General features: G+C 33.1%; 17 protein-coding genes, 2 tRNA genes and 1 pseudogene. 12 read left to right on the top strand and 8 right to left on the bottom strand.

The window, feature by feature from the left end; genetic code table 11:
- Window position 1: 1 nt before the first annotated feature.
- Window positions 2–2,269: a TonB-dependent receptor domain-containing protein gene (locus Q5I06_RS04650; protein ID WP_305516795.1), complete on the bottom strand. Its 2,268-nt coding sequence runs from the start codon at window positions 2,267–2,269 to the stop codon at window positions 2–4.
- Between the two features lie 259 nt (window positions 2,270–2,528).
- Here Q5I06_RS04650 and Q5I06_RS04645 point away from each other — a divergent pair, with 259 nt between their 5' ends.
- Entirely contained in the window at window positions 2,529–3,353 is an 825-nt protein-coding gene (locus Q5I06_RS04645; protein WP_305516796.1) for a CPBP family intramembrane glutamic endopeptidase, read from the top strand.
- Window positions 3,354–3,422: 69 nt separating this feature from the next.
- Here Q5I06_RS04645 and Q5I06_RS04640 read toward each other — a convergent pair whose 3' ends face one another.
- A complete protein-coding gene (locus Q5I06_RS04640) occupies window positions 3,423–4,475 on the bottom strand; it encodes a microcin C ABC transporter permease YejB (protein WP_305516797.1) in 1,053 nt (350 codons plus the stop codon).
- Complete coding sequence (locus Q5I06_RS04635; RefSeq protein WP_370690918.1) at window positions 4,476–6,272, bottom strand: extracellular solute-binding protein; 1,797 nt, start codon at window positions 6,270–6,272, stop codon at window positions 4,476–4,478.
- 192 nt (window positions 6,273–6,464) lie between these two features.
- On the opposite strand from Q5I06_RS04635, the gene Q5I06_RS04630 reads away from it, so the two are divergent.
- Window positions 6,465–7,505, top strand: a complete 1,041-nt coding sequence (locus tag Q5I06_RS04630; protein WP_370690919.1) for a YeeE/YedE thiosulfate transporter family protein — start codon at window positions 6,465–6,467, stop codon at window positions 7,503–7,505.
- 9 nt (window positions 7,506–7,514) lie between these two features.
- Window positions 7,515–7,742 (top strand): sulfurtransferase TusA family protein, encoded by a 228-nt coding sequence (locus Q5I06_RS04625; protein ID WP_305516800.1) that lies wholly within the window; start codon window positions 7,515–7,517, stop codon window positions 7,740–7,742.
- A gap of 3 nt (window positions 7,743–7,745) precedes the next feature.
- Here Q5I06_RS04625 and trpS read toward each other — a convergent pair whose 3' ends face one another.
- Complete coding sequence (gene trpS / locus Q5I06_RS04620) at window positions 7,746–8,732, bottom strand: tryptophan--tRNA ligase (protein ID WP_305516801.1); 987 nt, start codon at window positions 8,730–8,732, stop codon at window positions 7,746–7,748.
- Between the two features lie 204 nt (window positions 8,733–8,936).
- Here trpS and Q5I06_RS04615 point away from each other — a divergent pair, with 204 nt between their 5' ends.
- On the top strand, window positions 8,937–9,476 hold the full coding sequence (locus Q5I06_RS04615; protein WP_305516802.1) for an LPP20 family lipoprotein: 540 nt from the start codon (window positions 8,937–8,939) through the stop codon (window positions 9,474–9,476).
- A gap of 15 nt (window positions 9,477–9,491) precedes the next feature.
- Here the strand turns inward: Q5I06_RS04615 and Q5I06_RS04610 are convergent, their stop codons facing one another.
- Window positions 9,492–10,220 carry a class I SAM-dependent methyltransferase gene (locus tag Q5I06_RS04610; RefSeq protein WP_305516803.1) on the bottom strand — a complete coding sequence of 243 codons (729 nt, stop codon included), beginning with the start codon at window positions 10,218–10,220 and terminating at the stop codon, window positions 9,492–9,494.
- A 75-nt stretch (window positions 10,221–10,295) separates the two neighbouring features.
- On the opposite strand from Q5I06_RS04610, the pseudogene secG reads away from it, so the two are divergent.
- From secG to Q5I06_RS04575, 7 genes and pseudogenes are all read left to right on the top strand, one after another.
- Window positions 10,296–10,598: pseudogene (gene secG, locus Q5I06_RS04605) on the top strand (preprotein translocase subunit SecG); the annotation flags it as partial.
- Between the two features lie 63 nt (window positions 10,599–10,661).
- Window positions 10,662–11,219: a ribosome recycling factor gene (gene frr, locus Q5I06_RS04600; RefSeq protein WP_305516804.1), complete on the top strand. Its 558-nt coding sequence runs from the start codon at window positions 10,662–10,664 to the stop codon at window positions 11,217–11,219.
- Between the two features lie 41 nt (window positions 11,220–11,260).
- Window positions 11,261–11,875, top strand: a complete 615-nt coding sequence (gene pyrE, locus Q5I06_RS04595; RefSeq protein ID WP_305516805.1) for an orotate phosphoribosyltransferase — start codon at window positions 11,261–11,263, stop codon at window positions 11,873–11,875.
- Window positions 11,876–11,883: 8 nt separating this feature from the next.
- A complete protein-coding gene (locus Q5I06_RS04590; protein WP_305516806.1) occupies window positions 11,884–12,390 on the top strand; it encodes an RDD family protein in 507 nt (168 codons plus the stop codon).
- A gap of 86 nt (window positions 12,391–12,476) precedes the next feature.
- A complete protein-coding gene (locus Q5I06_RS04585) occupies window positions 12,477–13,163 on the top strand; it encodes a F0F1 ATP synthase subunit A (protein WP_305516807.1) in 687 nt (228 codons plus the stop codon).
- Between the two features lie 209 nt (window positions 13,164–13,372).
- Window positions 13,373–13,963: a thiamine phosphate synthase gene (locus Q5I06_RS04580; protein ID WP_305516808.1), complete on the top strand. Its 591-nt coding sequence runs from the start codon at window positions 13,373–13,375 to the stop codon at window positions 13,961–13,963.
- Between the two features lie 46 nt (window positions 13,964–14,009).
- A complete protein-coding gene (locus tag Q5I06_RS04575; RefSeq protein WP_305516809.1) occupies window positions 14,010–14,528 on the top strand; it encodes an NAD(P)H-dependent oxidoreductase in 519 nt (172 codons plus the stop codon).
- Window positions 14,529–14,530: 2 nt separating this feature from the next.
- On the opposite strand, the gene Q5I06_RS04570 is transcribed toward Q5I06_RS04575, so the two are convergent.
- Window positions 14,531–15,391, bottom strand: a complete 861-nt coding sequence (locus Q5I06_RS04570; RefSeq protein ID WP_305516810.1) for a menaquinone biosynthesis family protein — start codon at window positions 15,389–15,391, stop codon at window positions 14,531–14,533.
- Between the two features lie 64 nt (window positions 15,392–15,455).
- Here Q5I06_RS04570 and msrA point away from each other — a divergent pair, with 64 nt between their 5' ends.
- Complete coding sequence (gene msrA / locus Q5I06_RS04565; RefSeq protein WP_305516811.1) at window positions 15,456–15,959, top strand: peptide-methionine (S)-S-oxide reductase MsrA; 504 nt, start codon at window positions 15,456–15,458, stop codon at window positions 15,957–15,959.
- A gap of 171 nt (window positions 15,960–16,130) precedes the next feature.
- Here the strand turns inward: msrA and Q5I06_RS04560 are convergent.
- Both Q5I06_RS04560 and Q5I06_RS04555 read right to left on the bottom strand, forming a co-directional pair.
- Window positions 16,131–16,207: transfer RNA gene (locus tag Q5I06_RS04560), tRNA-Met, on the bottom strand.
- A 41-nt stretch (window positions 16,208–16,248) separates the two neighbouring features.
- A tRNA-Gln gene (locus Q5I06_RS04555) sits at window positions 16,249–16,323 on the bottom strand.
- Window positions 16,324–16,396: the final 73 nt, after the last annotated feature.

The raw sequence follows: 16,396 nt of genomic DNA, 5'->3' as shown, positions 1-16,396 counted from the left end.
TCTAAAAATCAGTGGCAAGAGTAAGAAAATATCGCCTTCCTTCATAACTGGCATTCCAAAGATTGATAAGATTATCTTGTGCTCCCTTACCTTTTTCATAAGATCTATAATCAATAAAATTTGTATTTAGAAGATTTTGAATTCCAAGACTCACTCGAAAATTCTTGTTAATTTTATAATTCACACCAAGATTCAAAACATAATAAGGCTTATACCATTTTGCTAAATAATCTCCCCAAACTTTAGCTATTTTTGGCTCTTTTTTACTTCCTGCATTTCTGTATCTTTCAGATTTATACACGCCTTGCAAATAAACATCTGCCTTGCCTAATATATTATAGCCTAAGCTGACATTGACTTGATGTTTTGGAGTGTTGGTGATAGGATTACCTTTACTTTTTCCAGTGAGTTGCTCACTTTGAGTGAATGTGTAATTTGCATCAAGCCTAAATCCATAAATGGGTTTGATAGAAAATGTACTTTCTACGCCTTGTGAATATGCTTCATCTACATTTACATTAATACTGCATCCAATACTACTAGCATCATGTCCTACAACATATGGATTTGAACAACCAGGATCGCCATATTTAAGAGAATCTCTATTGATTTTATTTTTATAGTTATTTCTAAAATAAGTAGCAGAAAAATCAACATATTCAAAATCAAAAGCAACGCCACCCTCATAGCTCACAGAAGTTTCTGGTTTGAGATCTTTATTTCCCAAAAATGGCAATCCTCCTTGTGCTCCAAAACCAAAAGCTGAAGTCGTCGTTTCACTCAAATAAGGTTGCTTATAACCTGTAGATACCCCGCCTCGAACCTGAAACCACTCTACAGGATTGTAAGTAAGATATGCACGAGGGGAAATATTATTTCCAAACTGCTGATCATAGGTGTATCTAGCCCCTAAAGTCAAGATGATATTATCTAAAAAAATACTTTGATTTTCTAGATATACAGCGATTTGATTTTTCAAAGTATTCACACCATTTGGAGTTGCATAAGGAATAAAATTAGTTGTTACTAGAGTCTTATCTGTAGCATCAGAAGTTTTGGTGCTATCATGACTTACAGGATATGGATTGGCCCCATAAGGAGAATCATGGAATGTTTGTAACCAGTATTGTGCCCCTACAGTAATTGTATCTGCAAACCAACTGTTAGTATAAACAGGGACGTTGAATTGACTCTGCAAAATCATGTCATTACCTTTAATATCCCTATTTTCATGGCTAGTGTCTGTGAGTGATTTTTGATAAGGGACCACACGACCACGATTTACGGTATTGTTATACTGCAAAGTCGTTTTGCTTTGACCCCAATCATAAGTTCCTAAATGAGCTAAAACATAGTTATATCTATAATTCACATAAAATTTAGGAGAAGAAGTAAAGTCTCCGAGTTGCTTTTTGCGATTGTCATAATTCTGATAGCCATTTGCAAAATCAAAATAAAAATAATTTTTCTCATCCATTGCATAAGCCAATCTTAAGCCTATATTGTAAATATTTCCTTCAGTAGGATTACCTATATATCCCGGAGTGGATGTTTTTACACTTCCATCTACTGCGGTATAATTAAATTGAACATCAGAGGCATTTCGATAGGTATAATTTCCCCTAAGCTGAAGGGCAAGTTTATTTTTGATAATTGGACCTGAAGTATAAAAATTGACGCCATAATAATTGCTAAATTCTTTGCGTTCATTAACAGTTGTCTGAAATTCCAATGCACTATCCCATTGCTGCATATTTGGTTTTTTGAGTATAACATTCACTACACCACCTAGTGCATCACTTCCATAAAGAGTACTCATAGGACCTCTTATAACTTCAATATGATCAATAGCAACCCTAGGTGGCATAAAAACTGTAAGTGCTTGTGCCCAACCATAGTTTTCTGTTCCAACATCCCCACCAACATCTTGACGCAAACCATCTACTAAATAAAGTGTATAACTTGCAGGTAACCCTCTAATGGATATTTCATATCCCCCTGTTTTTCCTTGTCCTGTACCAATATCCACACCAGGTACATTAAACACTGCTTGAGCTAAATCATGGTAATCAACCTCTTGCAAACTTTTCTCATTAATGACTGAAATAGAGGCAGGAGCATCCTTAATATCTTGAGCAAATCCAGAAGCAGAAACAACAGATTTATCAAGCGTATAACTCTTTTCTCCTATCGCATTAGAGTCATCTGCTAATAGTATAAATGGACATAAAATAGCTGATACTAAATAAGAAATTTTATTTCTCTTCATATTAAAATCCTTCATGATAATTTAAAGATTTTATATTATTATAATCATTATTAATTTTATATAAAATGAATATTATTTTAAATAATTAAAATATATCATATAGATACTATTGATAATATTCACCCTAATTGCAAAATTTAATATTAATTATTTAGACAAAAAATCAAAAATTCCATCTAAAATATCTCAAAAAAATAATTTTTAAAATTTAATAAAATATATGGTAATATCGAAAAGAATTTAAATAGTAGGATTTTTCATGTGGATTACTTTAGCCTTTTCTCTAGTTTTTTTATCATGGAAAAAAAATTTTGCATTTCTTTTGCTTATAGTAGTTTTGATCAGTGCGTTATTTGAGGGTTTTATCACACTTTATGCAATAGGAATTTTATTAGTATTTTTTTGTATAGGTATTATCCATAAATACTATAATTACAAATCTATATTGAGTATATTGATAGAATTTTTACTCTTTATGGGTGCAATAGCACTATTTTTTCATTTGATTACTGGCTTTAATAATCCTAAAATTTTAGATAAAGTCCTAACAGGATCTCAAAGTAGTTTATATTCAATGTATTTTAACTTGGACAAATCAATTGTTCCTTTTGTCCTTATTTTAGCTCTTCCTACCTTGTTTTATACCAAACCTATCAAGCATCAAACTTGGTGGAAATGGCTTATACTGAGTTTATCTATACCTATTCTACTTGGTATTGCCGTGCTTTTGGGAGGATTAAAACTTGAATTTGCTTTGCCAAGCTGGATATGGCAATTCATCTTGGCAAATTTATTCTTTGTTTCACTAGCAGAAGAGACACTATTTAGAGGTTATATACAAAAACGTCTGAATGATTTTATAGGAAGTATTCCTGCTCTCTTAATAACGGCAGTATTGTTTGGATTGATTCATTATCACGGAGGGTATTTATTGATTGTATTTGCAACTCTTGCAGGTCTAATTTATGGTATTGCATGGATGTGGAGTGGGAGAATATGGATTTCAACTTTTTTTCACTTTGGATTAAATCTAATCCATTTATTATTTTTCACCTATCCTGCTTATCAACCACATTTTCAATAACACTTGCTTGTATCAAACTTTAAATCAAACAAAATCTAACTAAACTCAAGTGTTTTAATTTTTATGCTGTTAGCGTTTTTCAAAGTCAATTCTAGGATCAATAAAGGTATATAAAACATCGCTGATAAGATTTATAATAAGCCCTAAAATAGTAAAGATATAAAGCGTTCCAAAAACTACAGGATAATCTCTATTTATAACACTGTCATATCCCAACAACCCTAAACCGTCTAAACTAAAAATGATTTCAATGAGTAAACTTCCACTAAAAAACATTCCCAAAAAAGCCGCTGGAAAACTCGAGATCACAAGCAACATTGCATTGCGAAAGATATGTCGATATAGTATTCTCCCCTCAGATGCACCTTTTGCCCTAGCAGTATTGACATAAAGCTTATTCATCTCATCTAAAAATGAGTTTTTTACTAACAATGTAAGTGTTGCAAAACCACCGATAGAAAGACACACAACAGGGAGAGTAATATGCCATAAATAGTCTTTTATCTTCCCAAATAAACTCAAGGTATCAAAATTATCGCTCACAAGTGCACGTAATGGAAATATATCCCAATAACTTCCTCCAGCAAACAGAACGATCAATAAAATAGCAAATAAAAAAGCTGGTATAGCATTAGCAACCACAATAATTAAACTACTCAAAATATCTATTTTAGAGCCGTTGTGTCTAGCCTTAAATATACCTAAGGGAATAGAAATAAGATAAATTAAAATCGTGCTAAAAACACCTAGAGATATAGAAACAGGGAGTTTTTCTTTAATCAAATCAATAACTTTAATTTGACGATAAAAACTCTCTCCAAAATCAAATTTCAAATAATTTTTTAGCATCATTAGATATCGTTTCCAAAGAGGCTGATCAAAACCATAGAGTTTTTGCAAAGATTGCAATAAATCATCATCCATTCCATCTGCACCACGATATGGGCTATTACCAATTTTTCCAATAGAAGATTCTCCTTGTGTTTGAATATTTTCTATTTTTGCCATCATTTGTTCCACAGGACCACCAGGAGCAATTTGAATGATAAAAAAATTAATAGTAATAATTCCAAAAAGAGTTGGAATAATAAGCAAAAGCCGCTTAAAAATATACTTCAACATCTATTGTTCTTTTTGGATATTTCTATCCCACCATAGATATTGAGAAAACCCATACTTTGGATTGATTGATGGCATAGCGATTTTATCCCAATAAGCAATACGAAAACTAGGTAAGTAATAATGAGGTATCACATAAAACCCCCACAATAAAACCCTATCAAGAGCTCTAGTAATAGCTATTTGATCATTTCTATCTTGAGCTTTTAGTAACAAGTCTATGAGGTTATCTATCACAGGATCTTTTATGCCTGAATAATTTCTACTACCCTTTGTAGTCGCACTTTGACTTCCCCAAAAATATCTCTGTTCATTTCCAGGAAACAAAGATTGCCCAATTACTGCAATAATCATATCGTAGTCAAAGTCCCTCAAGCGATTCATATACTGGCTCAAATCAACCTTTTGAATATTCATTTTAATACCCAAAACTTTCAAATCCTGAGCATAAGAAAGTGCCAATCGTTCAAACGCTGGATTATCTAAAAGTAAGGTAAAAACAAAAGGTCTTCCTGTTTTAAGGTTGATAAGCTGATTATTTTTCACTACCCACCCTGCTTCTTGTAAAAGTTTTTGAGCATATTTAAGATTTTCTCTCCTATTTTCTCCAACGATTTTTCTTCCGTTGGTTGTCGGTATCAAATAGGGTTTATCAAAGATATGTGGGGCTGTTTCTTGTAATTCTTTTTTGTAATGATCTAAAATCTTAAGTTCTTTACCCTCTGGAATCCCAGAAGAAGCAAAAATAGAATTATTAAAATAGCTCTTTGTACGTTTGTATTGTGAAAAAAACAAATTCTTATTGCTCCACTCAAAATCAAAGGCATAAAACAACGCCTCTCTAACCCTGATATCCTTAAAAATATCTCGTCTTGTGTTGAAAAAAAATCCTTGCATACCGCTTGGAAGACTATGAACAATAGAAACTTTTTTAATCTTTCCTGAATCAACAGCTTTGCCCACATAACCCCTTGCCCAAACTTTAGCACTAGTCTCTATACGCCAGTCATACTCTCCACTCAAAAATGCCCTAAGTGCAACAGTATCATCTTTATAATACTCATAAATAGAGGTATCAAAATTGAATTGTCCCACTCTAGTGGGAATATCTTTTGCCCAGTAGTTTTTATCTCGTTCATAAATAATTTCTTTGCCGACCTTGTATGATTTGATTTTATAAGGACCACTGCCTATTGGGATCAATAATGGATTCTTTCCAAAAGAATTTTTTTCATAGTAGTGTTTGGGTAGGATCTGAAGCTGACCTAATATAAGGGCAAGTTCTCTATTTTTGGTCGTTTTGAAAGTAAATTTTATATTTTGCTTATCTAGCACTTGTGCATCTTTGACATCTGCATAATATTGCCTAAAAATTGGAGAACCTTTTTCTCTCAAAATATCAAAACTAAACTTAACATCTTGTGCAGTTACACTCACTCCATCACTAAATTTAGCTCGTTTATCAATATGAAAAATCACATAGGAATTATCTTTAGCGACCTCAATATCATCTGCAATCAAAGCATATTCAGCATAATCTTCATCCAAACTCTGTGCCAAAAGCGTATCATAAACAAGATCAAGCCCATCAGCAGGGGTGCCTTTAATAACAAAAGGATTCAAACTATCAAATGTGCCTAATGAATAATTTTTTATAACTCCACCTTTTGGAGCTTTTGGATTCACATAATCAAAATATTTTAATTTTGGATACTTTGCCTTCTCTCCCAAAGAAATATAAGATGCTCCATAAAAAAAATGGCTCAAGACTAAAATAAAACAAATCACTCTAAAAATCAACATTCCCAATCCCAAAAAAAATTTAAAAAGTAAATACACATTATGTATTTACTTTTTTTGTCTAAAATGACGCCCCTTAAATCTATGGTTCTAAATCCATAAACCAAAAATATGTTACGCCCAAAAACTATAAAATTAGGCTGAAATCTTAGTATAAAACAAATAATATTAGACAACAAGGAAATAATGAAAATGCTTATAACAGGTATGATTTGTGGAATTTTATTAGGCTTTGTTTTACAAAGAGGTCGTTTTTGTGTAGTGGGTGCTTATAGAGATATTATACTTTCCAAAAAATTTACTGTATTTGTAGCTATTTTTATTGCTATTTTTATTCAAAGTGTGGGTGTATTTTTGCTTGAAAATAGCGGTATTATAAAAGTCAATCACGAACCTTTTTTCTGGCTTGCGACCATACTTGGTGGTATTGTTTTTGGTTTTGGGATGGTTTTAGCAGGTGGATGTGCTACTGGCACTTGGTATCGATCAGGAGAGGGGCTTATTGGAAGCTATATTGCCTTGTTGTTTTATATGCTAGGGGCTGCAATGGTTAAGTTTGGTGTTTTAAAACCTATAAATGAAAATCTCAAAAGCTATCAGATACAGGATTCTACTATATATCAAAGTTTGGGCGTATCACCACTTGTGTTGATTGTGATTTTATTCTTTATCGTTTGTCTGCTGGTTTATAGAGAATTAAAAAAACCAAAGCTTAAAATAGCTAGACTCTCTGCTAAAAAAACAGGTATTTCTCACTGGCTTTTTGAAAAATCTTGGCATCCTTTTGTTAGTGCAATTCTCGTGGGCTTGATTGCGATTTTAGCGTGGCCATTAAGCTATGCTACTGGAAGAGAGTTTGGTTTGGGAATTACAACTCCTTCTGCAAATATCATAGGATTTCTCACTGCAGGAAATATTGATTTGATTGACTGGGGGGTATTTTTAGTTTTAGGGATTTTTATTGGAAGTTTTATAGCCGCAAAAGGATCTAATGAATTCAAATTCAGACTCCCTGATAAAAAAACACTAGGACAAAATGCTTTTGGTGGTCTTTTAATGGGATTTGGAGCCTCTTTAGCTGGAGGATGCACTATAGGAAATGGTCTTGTGGAAACAGCCATTTTTTCCTACCAAGGCTGGGTAGCCATGCTATGCTTTTTTATAGGAAGTTCTATAGCAACCTATGTAATGATTATCAGACCGTCTAAATTGGCTTTAAAAACAAAATCATAAAGGAAAAAAATGGCAAAAATACTACAAACCAATGGACTTGTGTGCCCCTTTCCTCTAGTGGAAGCAAAACAAGCAATGCAAGAGCTACAAATCGGAGAAGAGCTGATTATTCACTTTGATTGCACACAAGCAACTCAAAGCATCCCTGAATGGGCAGCAGAAGAAGGGTATAAAGTAGGAGAATTCTCCCAAGTAGGAGATGCAGAGTGGAAGATCTCTGTATTTAAAACAAAATAACCCTTAAACTAACCCCACAAGTTCTTTTGCCTTCTGGTAGGTCTTTGAGGCTATGGGACGGACTTTATCTGCTCCTTCTTGGAGTATTTTCTCTATATAACCTTTTTGGTTGCTGATTTGTTCATATTTTTCCCTGATAGGTCTAAGCGATTCTATAATAACTTCAGCTACAGCAACTTTGAATTCCCCATAACCCTTACCCTCAAATTCTTTTTCAATAGCTTCTCTTGTTTGATGTGTTAAAACCTCATAAATACTAAGTAAATTATACAACCCTTCTCTATTTTCATCAAAAACGATTGAGGTTTGGGAATCCGTCGTGGCCTTTTTGATTTTTCTCATTATCACATCTGGGGCATCCAATAAAAATATTGCATGATTTGCACCCTTTGAAGATTTACTCATTTTGGTCGTAGGATCATCTAGTCCCATTACTCTAGATCCGGTTTTTGGAATCATAGGTTCTGGGATTTTAAAACATTCACCAAAATCACGATTAAATCTTTGAGCAATATTTCTTGTAAGTTCTAAATGTTGTTTTTGATCTTCGCCTACTGGAACACCATCGGCTTGATAGAGCAATATATCTGCTGCCATCAAAACAGGATAATTAAATAAACCCACATTGATGTTCTTTGGATTTTTTGCAGACTTATCTTTGAATTGCGTCATTCGATTCATCTCTCCCATAGAAACATTACAATCAAATATCCAAGAAAGAGCTGGATGTTCATCTATCTCGCTCTGAATAAAAAGATTTGATTTTTTCATATCTATTCCACAAGCTAAAAGCATAGCGGTAAGTTCGTAAGTATTTTCTTTGAGTTCTTTTGGATTTTGCGTTGTTGTAATAGCATGAGAATTTACCACACAAAAAATATTTTCATACTCATCTTGAGAATCTACCCAATTTTTCACCGCTCCTAAGTAGTTTCCCAAATGAATTTGACCTGTTGGCTGAATTCCTGAAAACACTCTTTTTTTTATCATAGGCAAACCTCCCAAGCATAAAATTTTAAAAACTAAATTATACACTCCAAACCACACAAATTCAAAAAAACTACCAGAAAATAAAAAATATAATTGTTTTTATTGCATTCTGTGAAAAAAACAATTATAATGACAAAGATTTTTAGTTTGACAATATCATTTTCATATTCCAAACTAAAGCAAATTCACAAAAAAGGCAAAATAATGAAAAAAGCTTACTTTCTTAGCATTCTGGTACTTATCGCTATCTTTGCAGGTTGTGCTAGTAAAGGCGAACAATTAGGAAATGTTTCCGCATATGGTTTAGAAGATGCTCCTGATTGGGTTTTAAATAGCGATAAAGAACTTTTAAGCGCTACAGCAAGTGCAAAAATCAAAAATAACAATGTTGGTTTTGCAACTACACAGGCTACAAATACAGCTAGAGCAGAGATAGCTAGTCAAATAGCTACACAGATTGAGAGCAAATACAAAGAACTTACTACTAGCAATGAAGATGATGTATCTCAGGAAGTTGTCCAAGCAATTAGAAATAGTGTAAATACAACACTTTCTGGATCAAAGCGAGTTAAAACATGGATAAGCAAAGATGGCACTATTTGGGTGCTTGTAAAAGTAGATAAACTCGATACAAAGCTTTTAGAAGAAAATCTAGCTAAAAGTAAATCAGTTGATAAAGCAGCTGCAAAAGCACTTTCTGAAGCTGTAGATGAAATCATAGATGGTAAAAAATCAACCAACTAAAAAGAAGATTTTTAGTTATCTAAAACTAAATTTTGATACCCCTGCAAACATCAGAACTTCATATTCTATCTTTGCAAAGGGGATATTGTTTCTAAAATATCTAGCTTGAGAAAAATTCAAAACTCCTCCACCTAGAAGTCCAGATTCTTTTAGATGTCCCAAAAAATCTTGTCTGTTAGTGAAATTTCGCTCTAGTTTTTCTATCCATATCTTTCCATTAAAGTACTTCTGCAGAATAGATTCTAGGCACTTTTTATCTCTCAATGGAGAAGATGTCCCTAAAAAACGATGGACAGAATCTAAACTTTTGTTTGTATGAATAGCAAATCGAACCATATGAGAAGATTTTGCAATTTTATACATCACAGAATCCAAATCCTGTGCCCATTGTAAAGAAGATGCTGCAAAAACAACATCATACTTATCAAAAACAAATTCCTCAAAATCTTCGCAAATCAGTTCTATATGGGGAATATATTTTGTTTTTTTTGGATGCTGAGAAATCATCTCATGTGCAATATCTAAAGCATAAAATTTATCTACCTTTATCCCTAGTTTATCTATCTCTAACGCCACAGCCCCACATCCACAACCTATATCCATTACCCTATGAATACTTGTAAAATCGCACGAAGCAAGTAGCATCTGAACAATTTGCGATTGGATCAATGATGATTGCTTGTATGAATGAGCTTGTTTTGCAAAAGAATTTAGTTTCTTCTTGTTTTTTATTCTGACTATCATTTTGTAATTTTATATTGTAATCAATAAAGTTTTGGTAAAATCACATTCTAAATAACACTGATTTGGAGAATTTTAATGATCAACGCACTCCTTGTGATTCAAATAATTTTGGCAGTTTTAATTGTTACTGTCGTATTGCTACAAAAAAGCTCAAGCATAGGTCTTGGAGTGTATAGCGGGAGTAATGATTCAGTTTTTGGAGCAAAAGGTCCAGCTGGTTTTATGGCAAAAGTAACGATGTTTTTGGGTCTTTTGTTTTTAATTAACACCATCTCACTAGGTTATATCTATAACAAATCCCACAATAAAAGCATCCTAGATAATCATAATACAAAGTCTTTAGTCCCTGCTGCACCGCTAAATACGCTAGAGCCAGTCAAGCCTATTGCACCCTTAGCACCCAATATTCCAGCACAAGAAACAAAATAAAGGATAAGGAAAATGCTAAAAGACGTTTATACATATACCAAATCCCATATGGAAAAAACATTAGAAGCACTTCATAGGGACTTTGGTACACTTAGAAGCGGAAAAGTGTCTATAAATATACTAGATAATATTAGAGTTAGCTACTATGATACCCCTACCCCTTTAAATCAAGTCGGTTCAGTTATAGCACAAGATGCGACAACCATTGTTATCAACCCTTGGGAAAAAAACCTTCTAAAAGAAATTGAAAGGGCAATACAGGAAGCAAATATAGGCGTAAATCCAAATTCTGATGGAGATTCAATTAAATTATTTTTTCCTCCAATGACCCAAGAGCAAAGAAAAGAAATTGCCAAAGAGGCAAAATCTATGGGTGAAAAAGCAAAAATAGCAATAAGAAATATCAGACAAGATGCAAACAATCAAATAAAGAAGCTAGAAAAAGACAAAAACATCACAGAAGATGAAAGCAAAAAAGGTTTTGATGAAATACAAAAATACACTGATGAGTATGTAAAAAAAATAGATGAGATAACAAAACGTAAAGAAGAAGATGTAATGAAGGTATAAACCAATTATTTTACAAAAAGATAAACTTCAAAGGGAAATCTATGGATATTGATATTAGAAAATACTATATGGATGCCGATGCTCTCCTTCAAGGACATTTTCTCCTCAGTAGCGGTAATCATTCTGACCATTATCTGCAATCAGCAAAGGTGCTAGAAAAACCAGATGTAGCACAAACCCTAGCAGAAGCATTAAGCAATCAAATAAAAGATTATGGATTAGTTGTAGATTGTGTCTGTTCTCCTGCACTTGGTGGAATTCTTGCAGGGTATGAACTCGCCAGAGCACTTGGTGTAAGATTTATTTTTACAGAACGTATTGAAGGTGTAATGACCTTGCGAAGAGGTTTTGAAGTCAAACCAAATGAAAAAGTTCTTATTTGCGAAGATATTATCACAACAGGGGGTTCTGCACTTGAAGCAGCTCAATGTATCCAAGCACAAAACGGAGAGGTTGTTGCTTATGCAGGACTTGCTAATAGGGGATTTTGTAAAAGAGTTGGATCTAACTTACAGAGAAAACCCGAATCCAAACTTCCTGAAAATGTACCTTTGTTTGCATTAGAAGATTTTATTTTCAATATGTATGATCCAAAAGATTGTCCTTTGTGTAAAGATGGAAGTAAGGCAATTAAACCCGGCAGTAGAGGAAACTAGGATATATCTTGAGTTCAAAGTATCGATGGCGAAAAATCAAAAATCAAAAAAATATCTCACAAACTCCTAGTTTGGATAAAAAATCTCCTATTATACAGACCCTAAAGGAAACTTATGCCTTTGCTAGAATTAAGGCTTTTATTACAGATATGTTTATGATTTATACTCCTATTCTTTACATTATCACCTATTTTGTATTAGGCAGTGCAGAAAAATTTCGGCATGATCAAAAAAGTATTTTTGCTTGTGTGCTGCTATATGGGATTATTTCTGCACTATTTATCTCACTATCCTCTCAAACTCCTGGTTTTAGATATATGCAATTAGCTATCATAAGAGATAATGGAAGAAAAGTAGGATTTTTTAGAGCCCTGATAAGATTTTTTATCTGGATATTTGGAATAGCAATTTTTGTGGGTATTCTCACTCCTTTTTTTCGAAAAGATAAAAAATGCCTTCATGATATTCTTTGCAGTACAACCATTGTAAAAAAACCTTCTATCATTAAAAAATGACTACTCATTTTTGGAGATTATTAATTGATACTTAAAAATAAATTAGCTAGAATATCCCTATCAAAAACAACTAAATGAGGTTTCATATGGAACACAGACTTTTCACATTTGCAGGTTTAATCAACCCCGATCACGATTTTATTATTGGTTTTTATACCATTTTATGTGCGATTATCACGATAGCTACAGCCAAACTAGCTACCACTAGAATGAAGGTTGTTCCTTCTGGGATTCAAAATCTATATGAAACTGTTATTGGTGGTATGTTGCTTATCGCAAAAGATGTTATTGGTGAAAAACTTGCTAGAAAATATTTTCCACTCGCAGGAACAATTGGAATCTATGTATTCTTCTGCAATATGATAGGTATTATACCTGGATTTGAAGCCCCTACTTCTAGTTGGAGTTTTACGCTTGTTTTGGCATTGGTTGTATTTTTCTATTATCATTATGAAGGCATCAAAGCTCAGGGTGTTTTTCACTATATAGTCCATTTTATGGGTCCTGTAAAGTGGCTTTCTCCTCTAATGTTTCCTATTGAGATCATCTCTCATCTTTCTCGTATCATATCCTTATCTTTCAGACTTTTTGGAAACATCAAAGGCGATGATATGTTTTTGTTAGTTATGCTAATGCTCGTACCATGGATTATTCCTATCGCACCTTTTGCAATCCTCATTTTTATGGGTGTTCTTCAGGCATTTGTATTTATGATACTAACTTATGTTTATCTTGCTGGAGCAGTCTTAGTTGAAGAGCAAGATTATTTATAATTTATGAAAAAAACTACTCTTATCAAATTCTTAGAGTTCTTTACTGGACTCTTTGGAGGAATTGGCATTTTGGGGGGAATTGCCTGTCTTTTTTTTCTTAGAGATTTTAACCCCTTATTATCTTTTATTCTAGCTTTGACTTTTTTTGGGATTTTTAGTTTTTTTTCTATAATTGCCAAAGTGCTAAGCATTCTTTTAAAAAACCAATCTTGAAGTTGCAATCTTACTTTATAACCTCTCCTTCTCTTTATGAAAACAATTCAGTGCTTGGTTTTTCTGAAAATCTAAAAAATATTTCCTCATCTTATCATATTGACAAAGCATGTTTTAGAGATACGATGATTTTTTCTAATGATTTGATTGATATTTTTGCTAAATGGTGTAAAAAAAACAAAATCCAAAGTTTTATAAATCTTAAAAATACGGAGACAAGTATTGAACTTGCAAAAATTTACAATATACAAGGCATTCATATAAAAGGCACAAATCTACACACCATAAAAAAAGCTCTGGATGAAAAATTATCCGTATTCTATAGTTCTCATTGTGCCAATGAAGCCCAAAAAGCTATTGATGCTGGTGTGAATTTTATTACCTTAAGTCCTATTTTCAATACCCCAAATAAGGGAAAACCACTAGGAATAGAATATTTACAAGGACTGAGTCCAATTATCAAAAACTCCTTATTTGCACTCGGAGGAATCATCTGTCAAGATCAAGTTTCACAGATAGAATCCACTGGTGTAAAAGGATTTGCTTCTATTAGATACTTTCAAAATATAAAGAATGCTAAAAGATAACTATAATCTGCTAGAATCATTGTCTAACTAAGTTTAAAGGACATTTGTGAAAACACTTATTATACTCGCTCATCCCAATATTAAAAGCTCAAAAATCAACAAAGCACTCTGTGAAAGCATAAAAAACACTTCAGATATTACATTACATAACCTTCATGAAATTTATCCCGATGGCAAAATCGATGCTTTAAAAGAAATAGAGTTGCTAAAATCTCACGATAAAATCGTATTTCAGTTTCCTCTATACTGGTTTAGCTCACCTAGCATACTAAAAGAATGGCAAGATGTTGTTTTCAGCTCCATTTTATATGGGAAAAACCCAAAAATGTTATCAGGAAAAACTTTTCAAATCATTACCTCTATAGGAAGTCCAAAAGAAAAATACACTTCTGATGGCAGAAATCAAAAGAGTATTGATGAAATACTTATGCCGATGAATATGTCCGCTAGTTACATGAACATGAAGCCACAAGATGTATTTGGTGTATATAATGCGATGGGAATTACAAATGAAGAACTATCAAAGGCAACTAGCGATTATCAAAAAATCCTCATAAATTCTTAGAATCAAGAATTTCTAATCTCTTTATATTCTGTGGGGATGAAGTAATCCTCACATTTGATCAACTTATCATAAATCCCAGCTTTAAATCCTAGTTCAAAAAGCCTATCAATGCCTTTTTTTTGGCTCTCACTCAAGCTTATAGAATCATCATTGGCATACAAGTTAAGATAAGTATCAAGTTCTTTTTCATTCACACGGATAATCCCTCTCTCCATCAACATTTTTGAGAGGGTTTTTTTATTTTTAACAGCTACATTTACGGCTTTCGTCAAAGTAGCTTCAATATCAATGGCCTTATTAAGTGGAATAGAGCGTCTTAGTGCCATGCCACCTAATGGTAGAGGAAGCTCTCCTCCTGCTTGTTCGCACCATACATCCCAAATCTCCCTATATACCTCAAGTTCAGAGTTAAAATTTAAAATAGATTCGTGTATAAGCACTCCTGCATCAACCTCACCACTAAGCACAGCGTCTTCTATCTCTAGGAAATTTTTATACACAATTTTAGCATTTGGATATGCTAAAGAGAAAATGATAGCATTGGTTGTGTGCCTTCCACTTAAAGCAACCTTAAAATCTTTCTTTAAATAGGTTGTTTTTTTCTTTATAAGCTTAGGACCATATCCCTGTCCAAAACTTACCCCTGTGCGCAATAATGCGAAATCATCACTTACAAAAGGATATACTCCAAATGAAATTGCACTCACATCATATGTGCCTTTTATGGTCGCTTCATTAAGTGTTTGTATATCCAGTGCTACATTAGAAAATCGATCTCCCAAAGAACTATCTACCCAACCAAACACGATTGCATAATACATAAATAAATCATCGGCATCAGGACTATGAGCCACACTAATCATTTCTTCTCCTTGATTAACTTTTGGTACAATATTACAGAATCAAAACAAATAAGAGGACATAATATTGAAAAGTATCTATCTAGCAGGAGGCTGTTTCTGGGGAGTTCAAGGGTATTTTGATCTTTTAGAAGGCGTAAAAAAAACAAGTGTGGGGTATGCAAACTCAAATATAATAAACCCTAGCTACGAATTAGTGTGTAGTGGAAAAAGCGGTGCCGTAGAAGCATTAGAACTTTTTTATGATGAAGAAATCCTTTCTTTAGAAGAAATCCTTAAGCGATTTTTTTCCATCATCAATCCCACTAGCATTAATAGGCAAGGTAATGACATTGGAACTCAATATAGAAGTGGTATTTATACTCAAAATTTAGACACGCTTCAAAGATGTAAGGATTTCGTCCAAAAATTACAACCACTCTATAATAAACCCATACAAACAGAAATAAAAGAACTCAAAAACTATTATCTAGCTGAAGAATATCATCAAAAATATCTACAAAAAAACCCTCGCGGATATTGTCATATCGATCTATCTTTGGCACAAAAGCCAATACCGTCTTCAAGTTAAAACCATTGACTCCCTATTAATTTAATTTTATAATCCATAATCATTACAAGCAAAATTAACCCTTGTGAAATAATATAAAATAAATAAATTTTAACAAACATAAATGGCTTATACACACGAAATGAATGGGATACAATATACTATGAATGAAGATGAATGGAAGAAGTTAGATGGTTGCGGGAGAAGGATTTGAACCTCCGACCTTTGGGTTATGAGCCCAACGAGCTACCGGACTGCTCTATCCCGCGATAAGATTCTTTTTTGATTAAAATCAGAATATTTCAAAAATTGGCTGGGGTAAAAGGATTCGAACCTCTGAATGCCTGGACCAAAACCAGGTGCCTTACCGCTTGGCGATACCCCAATAAACAAATTCAATAAAATCTATTGAGGGCAGAATTATAGTAGTTTTATCAAATATTGTCAATAAAAATAAT

It is taken from the genome of Helicobacter cappadocius, assembly GCF_030688855.1.
In the GTDB taxonomy this organism is placed as follows: Bacteria; Campylobacterota; Campylobacteria; order Campylobacterales; family Helicobacteraceae; genus Helicobacter_J; species Helicobacter_J cappadocius.
Note: the sequence above shows the minus strand (reverse complement) of the source record. Positions and strands in the feature narration are given on the sequence as shown.